Raw genomic sequence first — 17,766 nt, 5'->3', positions numbered from 1 at the left:
CTGGTGTCATGACTGTCATCGAGAACTCGAAGGTCACCGTCGTCGGAGCCGGCAGCGTCGGCTCCAGCACCGCGTACGCGGCGCTCATCCGCGGTTCGGCCCGCCACGTCGCGCTGTACGACATCGCCACCGAGAAGGTGGAGGCCGAGGTCCTCGACCTCGCCCACGGAACGCAGTTCACCGGCACGAGCGACATCACCGGCGGCAGCGACATCTCCGTCGTCGAGGGCTCGCACGTCGTGGTGATCACCGCCGGCGCCAAGCAGCACCCCGGGCAGACGCGCATCGAGCTCGCGGGCACGAACGCCGGCATCCTCGGGTCGATGATGCCGCAGCTGCTGGAGGTGGCCCCGAACGCCATCTACGTCATCGTCACAAACCCCTGCGACGTGCTCACGGTGCTCGCGCAGGAGTCCACCGGGTTGCCGACCGAGCGGATCTTCGCCTCCGGCACCGTGCTCGACACCTCGCGCCTGCGGTGGAAGCTCGCCCAGCGCGCGGGGGTGTCGACCTCCAGCGTCCACGCCTACATCGTCGGCGAGCACGGCGACACCGAGTTCCCGCTGTGGTCCAAGGCAACCATCGGCACCGTCCCGATCCTCGACTGGGTGACCCCGCGCGGCGACCGCATGACGGTGGAGGAGCTCGACAGCATCGCCGTCGACGTCCGCGACGCCGCGTACAAGGTCATCCAGGGCAAGGGTGCGACGAACTACGCCATCGGTCTCTCGAGCGCGCGCATCATCGAGGCGATCCTGAAGGACGAGCACGCCGTCATGCCGGTCTCGCCGGTCCTCCAGGGCTTCCACGGGATCGACGGCGTCGCCCTCTCCGTCCCGAGCGTCGTCAGCGCCGCCGGCGCCCGCCCCGTGATCGAGACCGCGTTCGCGCCGAACGAGCTCGAGCTGCTGCACCGCAGCGCCGAGGCACTGAAGGGCGTCGCCGACTCGCTGCGCTGACCCGCGGCATCCGGCCGGTGTCGGGGGCGCCGCCTACGCTGAGGGGATGGCGACCAAGCGCACCCCGACCGCTCCCTACCGGTGCACCGAATGCGGGTGGACGACCGCGAAGTGGGCGGGGCGCTGCGCGGAATGCCAGCAGTGGGGAACGGTCGTCGAGGCCGCCGAGCAGACCGGCATCCTCCGCGCCGTGACGCCGGTCGCGCCCGGTGCGGCGCGCGCCGCCCAGCCCATCACCCGGGTCGAGACCTCCGACACTCCACGCCGCACGAGCGGGGTCGGCGAGTTCGATCGCGTCCTCGGGGGCGGCATCGTCCCGGGCGCGGCGATCCTCCTCTCGGGCGAGCCGGGGGTCGGCAAGTCGACGCTGCTGCTCGAGGTCGCCGCGCAGTCCGCGCGCTCCGGGCGCCGCGTGCTCTACGCCAGCGCCGAAGAGTCCACCGCCCAGGTGCGTCTGCGCGCCGAACGGACGGGCGCGCTCCACGACGAGCTGTATCTCGCCAGCGAGACCGACCTCGCGACGATCCTCGGGCACATCGACGAGGTGCAGCCGCAGCTGCTCATCGTCGACAGCGTGCAGACGGTCGCATCGGGGCTCTCCGACGGCATGGCCGGTCAGCCGGCGCAGGTGCGCGAGGTCGCCTCCACCCTCATCCGCATCGCGAAGGACCGAGGCCTCCCCGTCATCATCGTCGGCCACGTCACGAAGGACGGGACGATCGCGGGTCCGCGCGTCCTCGAACACCTCGTCGACGTCGTCTGCCACTTCGAGGGCGACCGGCAGACCTCGCTCCGGTTCATCCGGGCGCTGAAGAACCGCTTCGGCCCCACGGACGAGGTCGGATGCTTCGACATGACCGGGGACGGCATCGCCGAGGTCCCCGACCCGAGCGCCCTGTTCCTGGGACACGGCCAGCCCGAGCCCGGCACCTGCGTCGCGATCGCCCTGGAGGGGCGCCGCGCGATGCCGGTCGAGGTTCAGGCCCTCACCATCAGCACGGGCGCCCCGAACCCACGCCGTATCGTCAACGGCGTCGATGCCGCACGTGTGGCGATGGTGCTGGCGGTGCTCGAGAAGAAGGCCGACATCGTCACGTCGAACCAGGACGTCTACGTCTCCACCGTGGGCGGCATCCGCTTCACCGAACCCGCCGCCGACCTCGCCATCGCGATCGCCGTCGCGGGAGCGGTGTTGAACCACGCCACCCCGCGAACCCTCGCCGCGGTCGGCGAGCTCAGCCTCGCCGGCGAAGTGCGCCCGGTGTCGCAGGCACCGCAGCGGCGCGGCGAAGCGGCCCGCCTCGGCTACACCGACGTCATCGACAACCGTTCCGGCACCCTGCGCGCCGCCCTCGGCGACGTGCGGCGGCGTGTGCGATCCCGCCCCGGGGAAAACGCGCCGGGCTTCTGAGGCCCTGCCTCAGAACGGCGAGACGACGAACAGCTCGAGGCCGCGGCATCCGTCCGGCAGGCAGAGCCGCGGCGAGCGTGTCAGCGCCGTGCGCGATAGCGACGACGACGCTGGCTCGGCAGTGTGCCGAGAGCGATCGGCACCGCGAGACCGGCGGCACAGACAAGAGCGACCATGACGAACTCCACCCCGCGAGAGTAGGCAACCGCGGCGCGATTGTCGAGTCCGGCGCGCGAACATGACGTCCGCGGCGATTTCCGCTCAGGCCTCGAGGGCCGCCAGAAGGTCGGTCGGCGCCGCCTGGAGCGGGTGAGGGCCGGCGATGTCGAAGAACACCGTCGTGATGACCTCGCCGTGGGTCGCGAGGAAGTCGCGCAGCCACAGCGGCGAGTGCAGGCCGACGTGGGGAGGAAGGGTCGCGGGCTTGTGCGCGGCATCGCTGAAGAGGAGGAGCGCGACATCCCCCGTGGCGGGGTCGCGATAGGTCCAGACCTCGCCCGAGTCGCGCGGGTCGTCGCGCGAGCCCGGACGCAGGAGCGGCACGACCGTCGGACCGTGGCGGAGGGCGAAGGCGACCGCGGCCATGTCCTGCGTCTGCAGGGCGTCGGTCAGCTGCGTGTTGCGGAACTCGGCCGAGACGTCCTTCGGCTTCTTCTTCTTGGCCATCCCCCCAGCGTAGACGGCACGCGGGCGGGCCCTCCGGGGGTGGCGACCGTCAGGTCAGTAGAGCAGGAACTGCGCCGAGTCGGTCGACGGGATGCCGCCGATCTCGACGTCGAGGTGGTACGACGCCCCTCCCGCGGGCGCCTGGGCACGATCGGTGTCGCAGGTGTCCTGGGCCGACCGCGTGCGGTCCCACGCGACGGGCTCTGCGGAGGTGACCGTCTGCCCGGCGGCGAGGAGCACGACCATGTTGCTGGGCTCGGCCTGGCAGTCGGTCGATCGCCACCAGACGTCCTCGCCGCTGGAGACGGTGAACACCTGCGCGCTCGTGCCGACATTCAGGATGCAGTCGTCACCGGTGTTGGTGAGGCGGATCGACAGCTGCGGCTGCTCCCCCGACCCGTAGGCGTCGCGATCGGTGACGGCCTCGACGGTGACGTTGCGGGCAGCGCACGCCGGGGCGACCGGCGTGCCGGACGGCGTCGGGGTGGCTGCGGGATCCTCCGGGGCGGCGGTGGAGTCCTGCGCGTTCGATTCGGGAGCGGGGAGCGCGTCGGCGCCGTCGACGGACTCGCTCGCGGCGGGATTCTCCCCCGCGGATGCCGCGCCCTGCCACGGCTGCGCGATGAGGAGCCAGACGACCGCGACCACCGCGACGAGCGCAAGGAGCACGACCAGGCGCCGCCGGCGGTAGACCGCGGGCGACGGACGCTTCCGAGGCTGCGAACCGCTCATGCCCTCCAGCGTAGGTCGGTCGGGCGCGGCATCCCGCGCGGCGCGCGGCCGGCTGTCAGAGGCGCTTCAGCATCCGCGTGTTGCCGAGCGTGTTCGGCTTCACATGCGCGAGGTCGAGGAATTCCGCCACACCTTCATCGGGGGAACGGATGAGCTGCGAGTACACGTCGGGGTCGACCACCTGCTCGCCGATCGGGGCGAACCCGCGGCGCTGGAAGAACTCCACCTCGAAGGTCAGGCAGAACAGCCGCGTGATCCCGAGCGTGCGCGCCGCGTCCTCGAGCTTCTCCACGATGACGCGGCCGACGCCGCGATGCAGCCACTCGTCGACGACGATGAGCGTGCGGATCTCCCCGAGGTCCTCCCACATGACGTGCAGGGCGCCGCAACCGATGAGGGTCCCGTTCTCGTCCTCGGCGACGACGAACTGCTGCACCGCCTCGTAGAGCACCACGAGGTCCTTGCCGAGGAGGATCCGGCGCTGCACGAACGGCTCGAGCATGCGCTGGATGCCGCGGACATCCCGGGTCGTGGCCGGCCGGACCGTGAAGTCGCTCATCTGCCCAGCCTACGGTTCGCGTGCGCCGAACGAGGAAGGGGCGGATGCCGCAGCATCCGCCCCTTCCCGTGTCAGCGTGTCAGTCGCTCGTGATGGCGAGATCCGGCGTCACGGCGATGTCGGGGTTCGTGCCGACGCCGATCGCGACGCGGTCACCGCGCGGGCCGTGCTCGAACGCGAACTCACCGTTCTCGACGTCGACCTTCACGTGGTCGCCGGGCTCGAGCTCGCCGTGCAGGATCTTCTCGCTGAGGCGGTCCTCGATCTCGCGCTGCATCGCACGACGCAGCGGCCGGGCGCCGAGGGCGGGGTCGAAGCCGATCTCGATCAGCTTGTCCTTCGCGGAGTCGCTGAGCTCCACCGTCATGTCGCGGTCGAGCAGACGCTCGCCGAGGCGCTTGGTGAACAGACCCACGATCTCGCGCAGCTCGGGCTTGCTCAGCTGCGGGAAGACGATGATGTCGTCGACGCGGTTCAGGAACTCGGGCTTGAAGTTGCGCTTGAGCTCCTCGTTGACCTTGCCCTTCATCCGCTCGTAGGTCGTGCCCTGGTCGCCCTCCACCTGGAAGCCGACGGGGCCTCCGGCGATCGCCGACGAACCGAGGTTCGTCGTCATGATGATCACGGTGTTCTTGAAGTCGATCACGCGACCCTGACCGTCGGTCAGGCGACCCTCTTCGAGGATCTGCAGCAGCGAGTTGAAGATGTCCGGGTGGGCCTTCTCGATCTCATCGAACAGCACGACCGAGAACGGCTTGCGGCGCACCTTCTCGGTCAGCTGACCGCCCTCTTCGAATCCGACGAATCCGGGAGGGGCACCGAACAGACGCGAGACGGTGTGCTTCTCGCCGAACTCCGACATGTCGAGGGAGATCAGGGCACCCTCGTCGTCGAAGAGGAACTCGGCGAGCGCCTTGGCGAGCTCGGTCTTTCCGACACCCGTGGGGCCGGCGAAGATGAACGAGCCGGAGGGACGCTTCGGGTCCTTGAGGCCGGCGCGCTGACGACGGATCGTCTTGGACAGCGCCGCGATCGCCTCTTCCTGGCCGATGACACGCTGGTGCAGCGCCTTCTCCATGAAGACCAGGCGGCTGGACTCCTCCTCGGTGAGCTTGAACACCGGGATGCCGGTCGCCTGGGCGAGCACCTCCGCGATCAGGCCCTCGTCGACCACCGCGTGGGTGGCGACGTCACCGCTGCGCCACTGCTTCTCGAGGCGCAGACGCTCGGCGAGGAGGGACTTCTCCTCGTCACGCAGCGACGCGGCCTTCTCGAAGTCCTGCTCCTCGGACGCGACTTCCTTCTGCTCGCGGACCTTGGCGATCTTCTCGTCGAACTCGCGCAGCTCCGGAGGGCTCGACAGGATGCTGAGGCGGAGGCGGGCGCCGGCCTCGTCGATCAGGTCGATGGCCTTGTCCGGCAGGAACCGGTCGGAGATGTAGCGGTCGGCGAGGTTCGCGGCCGCGACGATCGCACCGTCGGTGATCTGGACCTTGTGGTGCGCCTCGTAGCGGTCGCGCAGACCCTTCAGGATGTTGATGGCGTGGGGGAGGCTCGGCTCGGCCACCTGGATCGGCTGGAACCGACGCTCGAGCGCGGCATCCTTCTCGAAGTGCTTGCGGTACTCGTCGAGGGTGGTCGCACCGATCGTCTGGAGCTCACCGCGGGCGAGCAGCGGCTTCAGGATCGACGCGGCGTCGATAGCACCCTCGGCGGCGCCCGCACCCACGAGGGTGTGGATCTCGTCGATGAAGACGATGATGTCGCCGCGCGTGCGGATCTCCTTCGTGACCTTCTTCAGGCGCTCCTCGAAGTCACCGCGGTAGCGGGACCCGGCGATGAGCGAACCGAGGTCGAGGGAGTAGAGCTGCTTGTCCTTCAGCGTCTCGGGGACGTCGCCCTTCACGATCGCCTGGGCCAGGCCCTCGACGACCGCGGTCTTTCCCACACCGGGCTCACCGATGAGGACGGGGTTGTTCTTCGAGCGACGCGAGAGGATCTGCATGACCCGCTCGATCTCCTTCTCGCGCCCGATGACGGGGTCGAGCTTGTTGTCGCGGGCGGCCTGGGTGAGGTTGCGGCCGAACTGGTCGAGGACGGCCGAGCCGCCCTGGGGTCCGGATGCGCTCTGCTCGCCGGCGCCGGCGGCGACGCCCGCGGGCTCCTTGCCCTGGTAGCCGGAGAGGAGCTGGATGACCTGCTGGCGCACCTTGTTCAGGTCGGCCCCGAGCTTGACCAGCACCTGGGCGGCCACGCCCTCGCCCTCGCGGATGAGGCCGAGGAGGATGTGCTCGGTGCCGATGTAGTTGTGGCCGAGCTGGAGGGCCTCGCGGAGGCTGAGCTCGAGCACCTTCTTGGCGCGCGGCGTGAAGGGGATGTGACCGGTGGGCTGCTGCTGGCCCTGACCGATGATGTCCTGCACCTGCTCGCGCACGGCGTCGAGCGAGATGCCGAGGGACTCCAGCGCCTTGGCGGCGACTCCCTCGCCTTCGTGGATCAGGCCCAGCAGGATGTGCTCGGTCCCGATGTAGTTGTGGTTGAGCATCTTCGCCTCTTCTTGGGCGAGGACGACCACACGACGGGCACGGTCCGTGAATCTCTCGAACATCGGCTTCACTCCTTCGGGCTCAGAGCCACAGGGCGCACTTCCGGGCGCTTGTATCGAGGGTAACGAGCAGGCGGATGCCGCATGCCCGTGTTCGCCGTGGGCATACCGTCGCGGGCGGATGCGGCATCCGAGGGTTGACTTCGTATCGAAAATCGATAAGTTAACGATTGTCGTTAATAACGTTCATCGATATGGAGGTGCGAGATGTCCTCGTCTGCAACACCCGGCGCCCTCTCGGGAGCCGACCGCGTGGGCGTGGTGGTGCTGATGGGAGCCGGGGTGATCCTCGCGGCGATCACCGTCATCGGCGCGGTTATCCGGCTCTCGGAGGCGCTCGGCGGCGGCGCCATCGAGGTCATGGCCGAGTTCGCCGGCACCCCCGCGCAGGCGCCGATCGGCGTGGACGGCGCTCCCGTGACGGTCGGCCTCGACACCGCGGTGCTGAGCGTGCCCGACCTGCCGTCGGCCTCCATCGCGGCCTTGGCGGCGCAGCAACTGGTCCTCATGACCGTGGTCATCGTCGTCACGGCGATGCTGGTGCTCCTCTCGCTCGGCATCCTGCGCGGGGTGGTGTTCAGCAAGCGGCACACCGTCTACGTCGGGACCGCATCGGTCGCCGGCTTCCTGGGGATCTCCCTGTACCCGTTCTTCGGGAACATGGCCGCCAACGGCGCCTTCGCGGCGCTGTCGGACGGCACGTTCGAGAACGTGATCCTGACGGTCCAGCCGCTCACCTTCATCGTCGCGGCGTTCGTCGCGGCACTCGCGACCACCGTCTTCTCCGTCGGGGCGAGGCTGCAGCGAGAGACCGAGGGCCTGGTGTGAGCCCCGCCGAGGACGAGGGCCCGAGCGGCATCCACTGCCGGCTCGACGAGCTGCTCGCCGAACGCGGGATGACCCTCACCCGCCTGTCGGAGCTCGTCGGGGTGTCCGTGGTCAACCTCTCGGTGCTGAAGAACGACCGCGCCCGCGCGGTGCGCTTCTCCACCCTCGCCGCCATCTGCCGAGCCCTCGACTGCGAGGTAGGCGACCTCCTCGCCCGCGCCTGACCCCTCCCTCCTTCTGTTCCTTCCGTTCACTTGTCGCCTCTTGCGGGTGCGAGGGCGCGACACCCGCAAGAGGAGACAAGTGAACGGAGGGGACGGGATGGGACGGGGGGGGTCACATCGAGTGACGGCGGACGGCGCCAAGCACACGGGAGCGCACGCGGGCGATGAACGGGCCGCGGAGGGTGTCGAGATCGCGCTTCGTCACGCGCATGATGCTCCAGCCGAGATCCGCCAGCATCTCGGCGCGGCGGATGTCCTTGGCCCACTGCTCGGCATCCGTCATGTGATGCTCGCCGTCGTACTCGAAGCCGAGCAGAAAGTCGGGGTAGGCGAGATCGATGTTCGCGACCAGGTGACCGCCCACGAGGACGGGCCAGTTCAGCTCGGGCTCGGGAAGTCCGCCGTCGCGCACGAGAACGAGACGGGTCCGCGTCTCCTGGGGCGACCATGCCCGGGTGCGCACGAGGGGGAGAGCCTCGCGGATCCGCAAGACCCCGGGCCGACGACCCACCTCGACCGCGCGCCGGAGGTCGTCGATGGTCGCGAGCGGAGGGGGGTCGGCATCCCGCTCCGGCATCCGCACGAGGGCGTCACCGAGGATCACCAGCTCATCCTCTGAGAGCACCTGCCCCATCATCGCCCACGTCGATGCCGGCGACGTCAGGCGGATGCCGTCGACCGGCGCGGTGACGACCTCCGCCCAGCCGGGGGCGATGGAGCGCCCGCGGACACCTTGGGTGCGCGACGCACGATCCGGAAGGAAGACGCCGACGTCGAGAGGTCGCTCAACAAGGCCGCCCGCCCCATCACGGTGCCGCAGCAGTCCGGGCGGAATCGGACCTCCCCAGAGGACGCATGCGGTGGCGAGGCAGAAGAACTGCGACGCCGGCATCACCTCGGCGTACTCCCGCACTCGGCGACGCACCGATGCCCGTGCATCGTCGCTGGTGTCGGTGTGAAGAGTGCGGACCCCTCGGAACGGCGTGCGCAGATCAGAGGCGCGCAGTCGCGAAGCGGGCACACCGGCATCCCGCGCCGCCGCGACGGAGAACGGACCGGTGACGCCGTCGGGGAGCGGGGAACGTTTCACGCTGCGAGATTGACAGCGCCGAAGCGCGCAAACGCTCCTTCAGACACGTTTGGTGGAGAACCGGCGGCGAGCACCTCCTGTGGAGGACCCGCGCCCCTGTTCACTTGGCGCCATGTGCGGGTCCGAGGCTGCAACACCCGCAGGACGCGACAAGTGAAGACAGGGCGCCGGGTGGAGCCGCCGGCTCGGCGGCGCGGGGCGCGGGGCGCGGGATGCGGAGCGCGGGACGCGGGATGCGGGATGCGGGGCGCGGGGCGCGGGGCGCGGGGCTAGTTCGAACCCAGGATGGGCGTGCGGGCGTCGGCGAACTCGGGCGAGCCGGTGAGGACGAGCTCGACGCCGTCGTCCGCCTCCACCCCGTCCACGACGAGCACGGCGGCGCGCGGAGCCATGTCCATCGTGCAGACCTGGTCGGCGGGTGGCTCCTCGACGGTCGCGGTGACTTCGGCGGGGCCCGTCGCCACGACCTCCTGGAACACCGGCGGGCAGCTCGACGAACCCCAGGTCAGGATGACGAACTGGCCGTCCGTGTCGGTCCAGCCCGCGCTCGGCGCGTACTGCGTCTCACCCCCGGGGCCGGCGAGCCCGGTCACCCCGTCGAGCTCGACCTCCCCCTGGTACCCCTCGCCGGTGACCACGATGTCGAGGTCCTCGGCGGGATCGACCCCCTCGGGAACGCCCACGAGACTCACGCGCGGCACGAGATCCCGCGTGCACGCGGTGTTCTCCGGTTCGACGAGCGTCACCGTCAGCACACCGTCCGCGAACGTGGGCTCCTCGGCCATCGGAATGCACGTCGACGAGCCCTGGGTGACGATGCCGATCGACCGGCCGTCGTCGAGCCACGCGGCGTCGACCTCGACCGTGACCGGCGCCGACGCATCCGGGGCCGGTGCCGGCTCCGTCGTCGCACCCCCGGTGCCCCCGGTTCCCGCCGGCGTTGCACATCCCGCCAGCGCCAGGGCAAGAGCCGAGGCCACCCCGAACCCGGAAAGGACCATCCGCCGTCGCGTCATCTCGTTCGCCTCTCGATCGCGCCGGATGCCGCGGCCGCGGCATCCTCCTCTAGAAGGTGTCACCCGCCGCCGGATCGTCTCACTGCAGTGCGGAGGTCAGCCGGGCGAGGTTGTCGAGGACGGTCGAGCGCAGCGGCTGCCGCATCCACTCCTCGAGGGTGAGCTCCCGCGAGAGCGAGCGGTAGGTCGCCTCGACCTTGCGCATCTCGTCGATGAACTCCTCGCCGCGCACGAGCATGGAGATCTCCATGTTCAGACCGAACGAGCGCATGTCCATGTTGGACGAGCCGATGATCGCGACCTCGTCGTCGATCGTCATGGACTTCGAGTGCAGGATGTACGGCTTCTGGTACATCCAGATCTTCACGCCCGCGCGGAGCAGCGCCTCGTAGTAGCTGCGCTGCGCGTGATAGACGAGGGCCTGGTCGCCCTCCTCCGACACGAAGAGCTCGACCTGGATGCCGCGCTGGCACGCCGTGGTGACGGCGAGGAGCAGCGCCTCATCCGGGACGAAGTACGGGCTGACGATGATGATCTTGGTCTGGGCGGCGTAGAGGAGACCCGCGAAGAGCTTGAGGTTGTTCTGGAATTCGAATCCGGGGCCGGAAGGGATGATCTGGCAGTCGAGGTCGCCCGGTCCCGACTCGACCGAGAACAGGTCGATCTCGTCGGTGAGGATCTCGTCGGTCTCGCTGTACCAGTCGGAGAGGAACACCGCGTTGATCGAGGCGACGACCGGTCCTTCGATGCGCGCCATGAGGTCGACCCAGTGCAGCCCGCGCTTGATGTTCTTCGGCAGGTTGTAGGTGGAGTCGGTGACGTTCTGCGATCCGGTGAAGGCGACGCGACCGTCGACGACCAGGAGCTTCCGGTGGTTGCGGAGGTCGGGCCGCTGATACTTGCCCTTGAGCGGCTGCACCGGGAGCATGAGCTTCCAGTGCGCGCCCATCGCGTCGAGCCGTCGAAGGGTCTGCTTGTAGAACGGCTTGCCCCGGTTGGCCCAGTGGTCCAGCAGCACGCGCACGACGACGCCGCGCGCGGCGACCTCCTCCAGGGCGCGGAAGAAGTTGTCGGTCGCGGCATCGGACTGGAGGATGTAGAACTCCACGTGCACGTAGCGCGTGGCCTCGCGGATCGCGTCGGCCATCGCGTCGAGGCTTTCCTGGTAGTCCGCGATCAGCGTCGCACCGTTGTCGCCCGCCAGCGGCATGGCGCCGAGGTTGCGGTTCAGCGTGACCAGCGAGGTGAACCAGTCCGGCGCATCAGGCCGGAGTGTGCCGAAGTCGAGCGAGGCGCTCGTGTCGTGGATGTACTCGTTGATGTCGCGCTGCTTGCGGCGGCGCTTGCGCGGAAGCCGCGGGTTGCCGATGAGGAGGAAGAGGAACACCCCGACCAGCGGGATGAAGTAGATCGCGAGGAGCCACGCCATCGCCGCCGTCGGGCGCCGATTACGGGGGACGATGATGATCGCGGTGACGCGGATGACGATGTCCACGACGAAGACGACGATGACCCACCAGGTCGCGTCGATCGTGACGTTGGTCACCCGTCCCCCCTTCCGCGCCGCGCGCGTGTGCCCAGCGTAGTGGGCGGGGGGCTCAGCGCTCGGACGCCGTCGCGGATGCCGCGGGTTCGCGGGGCGGGAGACCGCGCTTGGCGCGTTCCTGCGCCTCGATGCGGGCGTAGCTCTTGCGCTCGTTGCGGTCGGCGCGGATGACGCTGCGCAGCACGAAGAAGAACACCCCTGCGACGACGATGGTCGGCAGAAGCGACCAGGTCACCGCGAGCCAGAAGTTCTCCACCTGTACAGGATACGCGCCCGCTCCTCCCCAGGTGCCCGGATCCGGAGGGATCGACCCCCAGAGGCACGGATGCTGTGGACAGACCGATCCTGTCCGGCGCCCGCCCGCATCCTCGATCCATGACAACCACCGTGACCGTCGGCGACCCCGCCGGGTTCCTCTCCCTCGTCCCCCACCTGATGGGTTTCGCGCCGTCGCGGAGCCTGGTCGTCGTGCCCTTCACCGGCGGTCGAAGTCTCGGAGTCATGCGCGTGGACCTGCCCGGCGGCGAACACGACGCGGTCGACCGCGTCTCGGCGACGGTCGTCGGCATGGTGTGCCGCGTCGCCGGCGCCGACGGCCTGGTGCCCATCGTCTACACCGACGAGCGATTCGCGGATGCCGCGGGGATGCCGCATCGCGAGCTGCTCGATGCCGTCGCCCGCCGCGCCGACGCGTGTGGTCTCGCCCTGCCCGACGCGCTCGTGGTGGCCGCGGACGGCTGGGGATCCACGACGCTGGAGCCGCTGCCGCCCGAGGGTCTGCCGCTGGAACGGATCGACGTGGACGCCGCGGCCCCGCGCGACGCCCCCGCCCTCCGTACGGACGGGGTGAGCGGCGCGGAGCTTCCTGCGGTGTCATCGGCCGAACGCGCACGCATCGCGCAGGCCCTCACCGGCCTCCACCGCGCGCTCCGGATCCTGTGCGGCGGCCCGGCCGCCGGCGACGACAGTCCGGCGGAGACCGACGATCCGGACGATGTCGCCTGGGCACGCGTCGACCCGCAGTCGCTCATGGCCGCGTGCGCGCTCGACGACGTCCCGACCCTCTACGAGGACGCCCTCGACTGGGATCCCACCGCACTGGACGCCGTGCCCGCCGCGACGCTGCTGTGGTGCCTCGCGCGGCCCTCCCTGCGCGACGTCGCCCTCGTGCAGTGGTGCAGCGACATCGAGGGCGGCGACGAGGCTCTCGAGGCGCAGCGCCGGTGGGAATCGGGCGAGGAGTACCCGCCGCACCTCGCGATGCACCTGTGGGGCGAGGGCGCGCAGCCCCAGCCCCGCCGACTCGTCCGCGCGCTGGAGGTCGTGCGCCGGCTCGCGGCGTGCGCCCCGCCGGACGCGCAAGCGGGAGCCCTCGCGGTGTGCGCCTGGCTCGCGTGGGCCCTGGGGCGCTCGACGCACGCCGAGGTGCACGCGCGCCACGCCCTCGACCTCGATCCCGAACACGGGCTCGCCGAGATCGTGCTCTCGTTCGTCGCGGCGGGGCATCTGCCCGACTGGGCGTTCCGTGCCGTCGGGCGGCGTTGACCCGGCGAGACCGCCGGTGCTACTTGACCAGCGGGAAGAGGATCGTCTCGCGGATGCCGAGGCCCGTGATCGCCATCAGCAGCCGGTCGATCCCCATGCCCATGCCGCCGGTCGGGGGCATGCCGTGCTCGAGTGCGCGGAGGAACTCCTCGTCGATGCGCATCGCCTCGAGGTCGCCCCGGGCGGCGAGCTTGGCCTGCTCGACGAACCGCTCGCGCTGGATGACGGGATCGACGAGCTCGGAGTAGCCGGTGGCCAGCTCGAAACCGCGGACGTACAGGTCCCACTTCTCGACCACGCCGGGGATCGAGCGGTGCTCACGGACGAGCGGGCTGGTGTCGAGCGGGAAGTCCATGACGAACGTCGGGCGCGTGAGCGTCGGCTTGACGAAGTGCTCCCACAGCTCCTCGACGAGCTTGCCGTGGATGGGGTGCGGCGGGAGCTCCACGCCGTGCTCCTCGGCGAGGGCGACGAGGTCGTCGTACGGCGTCTCGGGCGAGAGCGTGCGGCCCGCCGCCGCCGACAGCGAGTCGTACATCGAGAGGCGATCCCACTGGCCGCCGAGGTCGTACTCGGTGCCGTCCGCCCACGTCACGGTGGTGGATCCGGCGACCGCGACCGCGGCGTTCTGGATGAGCTCCTGCGTCAGGTCGGCGATCCCCCGGTAGTCGGTGTACGACTGGTAGGCCTCGAGCATCGCGAACTCGGGGCTGTGCGTGGAGTCGGCGCCTTCGTTGCGGAAGTTGCGGTTGATCTCGTAGACGCGGTCGATTCCGCCCACGACGGCGCGCTTCAGGAAGAGCTCTGGCGCGATCCGCAGGTACAGATCGGTGTCGAAGGCGTTGGAGTGCGTGATGAACGGGCGGGCGGAGGCACCACCGTGCTGCACCTGGAGCATCGGCGTCTCGACCTCAACGAAGTCGTGGGCGGCGAACGTGGAGCGGAGGCTGGCGTTGACGGTCGAGCGGGCGACGACCGTCTCCCGCGCCCGATCACGGACGATCAGGTCGAGGAAGCGCGAGCGCACGCGGCTCTCCTCGCTCAGCTCGCTGTACATGTTCGGCAGCGGCAGGATCGCCTTCGCCGCGATCTGCCACGCGGTGACCATGATCGACAGCTCGCCGCGGCGGCTGGAGATGACCTCGCCCGTGACCGAGACGTGGTCGCCGAGGTCGACGAGCTCCTTCCACGCCTGGAGCGACTCCTCGCCCACCTGTGCGAGGGAGACCATCGCCTGGACGCGGCTGCCGTCGCCCGACTGGAGCGTCGCGAAGCAGAGCTTGCCGGTGTTGCGGCTGAACACGATGCGGCCCGCGACGGACGCGGTCACGCCGGTCTCGGCACCCGCCTCGAGGTCGCCGAAACGAGCCCGCAGGGCCGGGATCGTGTCGGTGACCGGGACGGTCACCGGGTACGCACCGCCCGCGGCATCCGCTCGTTCGCCGATGAGGCGCTCGCGCTTGGCCAGGCGCACCGCCTTCTGCTCGAAGACGTCCTCTTCGGTCGGCTCGGGCGCGGGGGCGGCGTCGGGTGCGGTGTCAGACATGTGGGGGCTCCTCGGAAGACCGGGCAAGTCTACCGGCGGGCGACCCGTGGACCCGCGCCGACGGATGCCGCGGCCCGCGCGTTCAGGACTCGCTCGGCGGCTCGGCATCCCGCGCGGCGCGCGAGCCGGCGAGCGCGTGATCGATCGTGGAATGCACGAGAGAGGAGAGGTAAAGACCCGGCTCCGGCACCCCCGCACGGGAGAGCAGACCGGTGGACTGCCGGACGATCTCTCGGGAGAAGGTCGTCGCTGTGGCGATGCCTTCCGCGTAGGCCGCGCGGTCCTCCTCGGCGATGACGACGGGTTCGCACCCCATCTCGACCGCGAGGGCCTGGGCGATGGGCAGGACCGGCCCGGGTGCCGTGACCGCGGCGAAGGCGCCGTGCAGCTGCCGGAGGTCCATCGAGGTGCCGGTGAACGCGATCGCGGGGTGGATGGCGAGGGGGATGGCCCCGCGTGCGGCCGCATCGGACAGGATGCCGACCCCCGAGGCCGGGTCGGTGTGGAGGACGAGCTGCCCGGGCTGCCAGGCCCCGGTCTCGGCGAGCCCGCGCACGAGCCCGGGGAGCTCGGCGGTCGGCACGGCGAGGACGACCAGTTCGCTGCGCCGCACGACCTCCGGAGCATCGAGGACCGGTACGTCGGGGAGGATCGCCTCGACGCGTTCACGATCGGAGCCCGAGGTGATGCCCACGAGCGCGTGCCCCGCGCCCGCGAGCGCCGCACCGAGCACGGGCCCGACGCGGCCGGCGCCGACGATGCCGACGCCGAGGCGGCCGTCGCGGTTCACGACCCGCGCTCCGGATCAACCGGTGCCTCGAGGTACTCCGCCCATCGGTGCGACCGGTCGTCACCCGCCGCGGCGACGGCGGCGTGCGCGATGTCGTCGAAGGCGGCGACGGCTTCATCGCGGTCGATCGCCCCGAGCGAGGCGTAGACCGGACCCGACACGATGTGCGCCCGGAGCCCGGCGACCCGCAGGGCACGGTCGAGGGGGCCCTGATCGATGCCGATCGACTGCAGACGCGCCAGCGGCACGATCGCGAGGCGACGCCAGATGAGCCCGCGACGCAGGAGCAGCAGGTCCGGGGTGACGCGGAAGCCGTTGCGTCGCCACGACAGGGGCCGCAGCGGCCACGCGCGACGCGGGGAGGTCCGGAACCCGTCCGGGGCGGCATCCGTCGCTTCGGCGTCGTCCTCACCGACAGGAGCCGGTCGACGGCCGGGCCCGACCATCCCCTGCGTGACGATCATGTGCCACTCGTCCGCCGGCACGCCCGGCTGCAGCAGCCGCAGAACACGCTCGACGTCGGCGGCCGTGCCGACCGGGAGTGCGGTGGTGAACTGATCGGCCGAGGTGTCGGCGGCGTTGCGTCCGCTCAGGCGGTTGATCCGGATCGCCCACCAGCCGAAGGGGCGCCACAGAATCGGCTGTGTGATCTCGACCGCGTGGATCCGCCCCGGCGGCACCGTCTCGGTGATCGTGGTCAGCAGGCCGAAGGTGATCCGCACGCCGTCGGGTGTCGGCGCGATCGAGTACCGCAGCGAGCGGATGATCGAACGCACCCAGTAGGCCCCGACACCGATGAGACCCGGCACGATCGCGAACAGCAGCCACGGGGTCCCGCGGACGGCGCCGATGGACACGGCGACGACACCGACGATCAGCATCACGGTGGTCGGGCTGATCACGTGCGACAGGATCAGTCGCGCCACCGGGATGTCCACCACCGATTCCGGTTCGGCGACGGGGGCCTCCTCGCCCTCGACGAGTCCGGTCAGCCCTCGCGAGACCGTCTGACCGAGCGCCGCGACCCGCGAACCGGCCGCCTCGCGCCGTGCGCTCTCCTCCGCCAGCCGCTGCCCCGAGGCCAGGCGCAGGATGTCGGCGCGGACCGCCTCGGAGTTCTCGGTCGAAAGGTACTCCAGGCGCACGTTGCCGTCGGCTCCGGCGCCGATCACCTCCAGCTTCGCCATCCCGAGCAGGCGCGCGATCATCGGCCGCGTGAGGTTGACGCCCTGCACGCGATCCAGCGGAGCACGGCGCTGCGTGCGGAACAGGATGCCGCTGCGCACCTCCACGTCGTCATCGGTGATGCGGAAGGTGTGGAAGCGCCAGGAGAGGTAGAACCCGCCGACGAGGACGGCGAGCACCCCGACGACGATGAGGAGCGCGACGAGGTAGAGGTTGTTGTCGATGACGAAGTCGACCGGGTCGCCCTGCATGTCGACATCCACGCCGTCCTCACCGGACCATGGGAAGAAGATCGCGATCAGCCGGTCGCGGAGGTTCGCCACGACGATGCCGATGACGACGAGGAGGAAAAGTCCGCCGCGCAGCAGCGGAGTGAGGGGGTGCAGCCGGTGCCACTCGCCGTCGCTGAGCGGTGAGCGCACGAGCGCGGGCGGCGGGGCGCCGGGGCCCGCGCTCGGTGCCGCGCCCGGACCCGCGTCCGGATCGACGTTCGGATCGAAAGCGGTCATAGGCCGGTGCGCCGGCTCTCGGCGACCTCGACGAGGTGGTCGCGCAGCGTGTCGGCGGTCTCCTGCGGCAGCCCCGGGATCGTGACGCCGGTCGCCGCGGCGGCGGTGACGAACTTCAGCTGGGCGATGCCGAACGCGCGGTCGAGCGGACCGTGCGTGATGTCGACGAGCTGCATGCGGCCGTACGGGACGGCGACGAAACGCTGCCACAGGATGCCGCGGCGGAACACGAGGTCGTCCTCGCGCAACCGGTAGCCGATCGCCCGCGCCTGGCGCGGGAGGATCGCGAGCGTCCACACCATGATGACCGTGAAGATCCCCCCGGGGATGTACGCCCACAGCTGCCCGAAGGCGAGCGCGAGGACGAGGGTCGCCGCCACGGCGAGAAGGAGGACGACACCCGAGGACAGGAGCTGCACCCACACGTAGCGGGGTGAGATCTGGTGCCAGACGCCCTCGGCGAGCACGAGCCGCGACGCCGAGCGGGACTCGACGATGCGGTCGAACGTCTCGGGCTCGGCGGTCGGCGCCGGCGCCGTGGTCGACGCGGGCACG

Annotated in this window: 17 protein-coding genes; 5 read left to right on the top strand and 12 right to left on the bottom strand. The window is 70.5% G+C overall.

The window, feature by feature from the left end:
• The first annotated feature begins 8 nt into the window (after nt 1-8).
• Nucleotides 9-959 (top strand): L-lactate dehydrogenase, encoded by a 951-nt coding sequence (locus LTL01_RS06250; protein WP_053546515.1) that lies wholly within the window; start codon nt 9-11, stop codon nt 957-959.
• 46 nt (nt 960-1,005) lie between these two features.
• Complete coding sequence (gene radA / locus LTL01_RS06245) at nt 1,006-2,370, top strand: DNA repair protein RadA (RefSeq protein ID WP_236967851.1); 1,365 nt, start codon at nt 1,006-1,008, stop codon at nt 2,368-2,370.
• A 261-nt stretch (nt 2,371-2,631) separates the two neighbouring features.
• Here the strand turns inward: radA and LTL01_RS06240 are convergent, their stop codons facing one another.
• The 4 genes from LTL01_RS06240 to LTL01_RS06225 form a co-directional block, all read right to left on the bottom strand.
• The gene (locus LTL01_RS06240; protein WP_236967850.1) at nt 2,632-3,036 is read right to left on the bottom strand and encodes a dehydrogenase; all 405 of its coding nucleotides are present in this window, start codon (nt 3,034-3,036) and stop codon (nt 2,632-2,634) included.
• 54 nt (nt 3,037-3,090) lie between these two features.
• Nucleotides 3,091-3,768 (bottom strand): hypothetical protein, encoded by a 678-nt coding sequence (locus LTL01_RS06235; protein ID WP_236967849.1) that lies wholly within the window; start codon nt 3,766-3,768, stop codon nt 3,091-3,093.
• A gap of 55 nt (nt 3,769-3,823) precedes the next feature.
• Entirely contained in the window at nt 3,824-4,327 is a 504-nt protein-coding gene (locus LTL01_RS06230; protein WP_053546522.1) for an amino-acid N-acetyltransferase, read from the bottom strand.
• 79 nt (nt 4,328-4,406) lie between these two features.
• Nucleotides 4,407-6,935 carry an ATP-dependent Clp protease ATP-binding subunit gene (locus tag LTL01_RS06225; protein ID WP_236967848.1) on the bottom strand — a complete coding sequence of 843 codons (2,529 nt, stop codon included), beginning with the start codon at nt 6,933-6,935 and terminating at the stop codon, nt 4,407-4,409.
• Between the two features lie 204 nt (nt 6,936-7,139).
• Between LTL01_RS06225 and LTL01_RS06220 the strand changes: the two genes are divergently transcribed.
• A complete protein-coding gene (locus LTL01_RS06220; RefSeq protein WP_236967847.1) occupies nt 7,140-7,760 on the top strand; it encodes a hypothetical protein in 621 nt (206 codons plus the stop codon).
• A complete protein-coding gene (locus tag LTL01_RS06215; protein ID WP_236967846.1) occupies nt 7,757-7,984 on the top strand; it encodes a helix-turn-helix domain-containing protein in 228 nt (75 codons plus the stop codon). Before LTL01_RS06220 ends, LTL01_RS06215 begins: the two co-directional genes overlap by 4 nt.
• A gap of 112 nt (nt 7,985-8,096) precedes the next feature.
• On the opposite strand, the gene LTL01_RS06210 is transcribed toward LTL01_RS06215, so the two are convergent.
• The 4 genes from LTL01_RS06210 to LTL01_RS06195 all read right to left on the bottom strand — a co-directional run bounded on the left by LTL01_RS06210 (nt 8,097) and on the right by LTL01_RS06195 (nt 11,892).
• Nucleotides 8,097-9,074, bottom strand: coding sequence for a putative endonuclease domain-containing protein (locus LTL01_RS06210; protein WP_236967845.1), 978 nt, complete (start codon nt 9,072-9,074; stop codon nt 8,097-8,099).
• Nucleotides 9,075-9,343: 269 nt separating this feature from the next.
• Nucleotides 9,344-10,090 (bottom strand): hypothetical protein, encoded by a 747-nt coding sequence (locus LTL01_RS06205; protein ID WP_236967844.1) that lies wholly within the window; start codon nt 10,088-10,090, stop codon nt 9,344-9,346.
• A gap of 79 nt (nt 10,091-10,169) precedes the next feature.
• Nucleotides 10,170-11,636 carry a cardiolipin synthase gene (gene cls, locus LTL01_RS06200; RefSeq protein ID WP_236967843.1) on the bottom strand — a complete coding sequence of 489 codons (1,467 nt, stop codon included), beginning with the start codon at nt 11,634-11,636 and terminating at the stop codon, nt 10,170-10,172.
• Nucleotides 11,637-11,688: 52 nt separating this feature from the next.
• A complete protein-coding gene (locus LTL01_RS06195) occupies nt 11,689-11,892 on the bottom strand; it encodes a hypothetical protein (protein ID WP_236967842.1) in 204 nt (67 codons plus the stop codon).
• 119 nt (nt 11,893-12,011) lie between these two features.
• Between LTL01_RS06195 and LTL01_RS06190 the strand changes: the two genes are divergently transcribed.
• Entirely contained in the window at nt 12,012-13,181 is a 1,170-nt protein-coding gene (locus LTL01_RS06190; protein WP_236967841.1) for a DUF4192 family protein, read from the top strand.
• 19 nt (nt 13,182-13,200) lie between these two features.
• Here LTL01_RS06190 and lysS read toward each other — a convergent pair whose 3' ends face one another.
• The 4 genes from lysS to LTL01_RS06170 all read right to left on the bottom strand — a co-directional run bounded on the left by lysS (nt 13,201) and on the right by LTL01_RS06170 (nt 17,765).
• Nucleotides 13,201-14,727: a lysine--tRNA ligase gene (gene lysS, locus LTL01_RS06185; RefSeq protein WP_236967840.1), complete on the bottom strand. Its 1,527-nt coding sequence runs from the start codon at nt 14,725-14,727 to the stop codon at nt 13,201-13,203.
• Nucleotides 14,728-14,809: 82 nt separating this feature from the next.
• Nucleotides 14,810-15,517 (bottom strand): DUF2520 domain-containing protein, encoded by a 708-nt coding sequence (locus LTL01_RS06180; protein WP_236967839.1) that lies wholly within the window; start codon nt 15,515-15,517, stop codon nt 14,810-14,812.
• Complete coding sequence (locus LTL01_RS06175) at nt 15,514-17,211, bottom strand: PH domain-containing protein (RefSeq protein ID WP_236967838.1); 1,698 nt, start codon at nt 17,209-17,211, stop codon at nt 15,514-15,516. Before LTL01_RS06175 ends, LTL01_RS06180 begins: the two co-directional genes overlap by 4 nt.
• Entirely contained in the window at nt 17,208-17,765 is a 558-nt protein-coding gene (locus LTL01_RS06170; protein WP_236967837.1) for a PH domain-containing protein, read from the bottom strand. The genes LTL01_RS06175 and LTL01_RS06170 overlap by 4 nt, the downstream gene beginning before the upstream one ends.
• Nucleotide 17,766 lies beyond the last annotated feature (1 nt).

The sequence above is a fragment of the Microbacterium aurantiacum genome (genome assembly GCF_021654035.1).
Taxonomy (GTDB): Bacteria; Actinomycetota; Actinomycetes; order Actinomycetales; family Microbacteriaceae; genus Microbacterium; species Microbacterium aurantiacum.
This window is presented reverse-complemented; position numbering and strand designations above follow the sequence as displayed.

Bases quoted from the DNA above. Each gene is read 5' to 3' on its own strand.
- LTL01_RS06230 (WP_053546522.1), bottom strand. From the start codon at position 4,327: ATGAGCGACTTCACGGTCCGGCCGGCCACGACCCGGGATGTCCGCGGC.
- LTL01_RS06205 (WP_236967844.1), bottom strand. From the start codon at position 10,090: ATGACGCGACGGCGGATGGTCCTTTCCGGGTTCGGGGTGGCCTCGGCT.
- lysS (WP_236967840.1), bottom strand. From the start codon at position 14,727: ATGTCTGACACCGCACCCGACGCCGCCCCCGCGCCCGAGCCGACCGAA.
- LTL01_RS06220 (WP_236967847.1), top strand. From the start codon at position 7,140: ATGTCCTCGTCTGCAACACCCGGCGCCCTCTCGGGAGCCGACCGCGTG.
- LTL01_RS06235 (WP_236967849.1), bottom strand. From the start codon at position 3,768: ATGAGCGGTTCGCAGCCTCGGAAGCGTCCGTCGCCCGCGGTCTACCGC.
- LTL01_RS06240 (WP_236967850.1), bottom strand. From the start codon at position 3,036: ATGGCCAAGAAGAAGAAGCCGAAGGACGTCTCGGCCGAGTTCCGCAAC.
- LTL01_RS06190 (WP_236967841.1), top strand. From the start codon at position 12,012: ATGACAACCACCGTGACCGTCGGCGACCCCGCCGGGTTCCTCTCCCTC.
- radA (WP_236967851.1), top strand. From the start codon at position 1,006: ATGGCGACCAAGCGCACCCCGACCGCTCCCTACCGGTGCACCGAATGC.
- LTL01_RS06250 (WP_053546515.1), top strand. From the start codon at position 9: ATGACTGTCATCGAGAACTCGAAGGTCACCGTCGTCGGAGCCGGCAGC.
- LTL01_RS06225 (WP_236967848.1), bottom strand. From the start codon at position 6,935: ATGTTCGAGAGATTCACGGACCGTGCCCGTCGTGTGGTCGTCCTCGCC.
- LTL01_RS06175 (WP_236967838.1), bottom strand. From the start codon at position 17,211: ATGACCGCTTTCGATCCGAACGTCGATCCGGACGCGGGTCCGGGCGCG.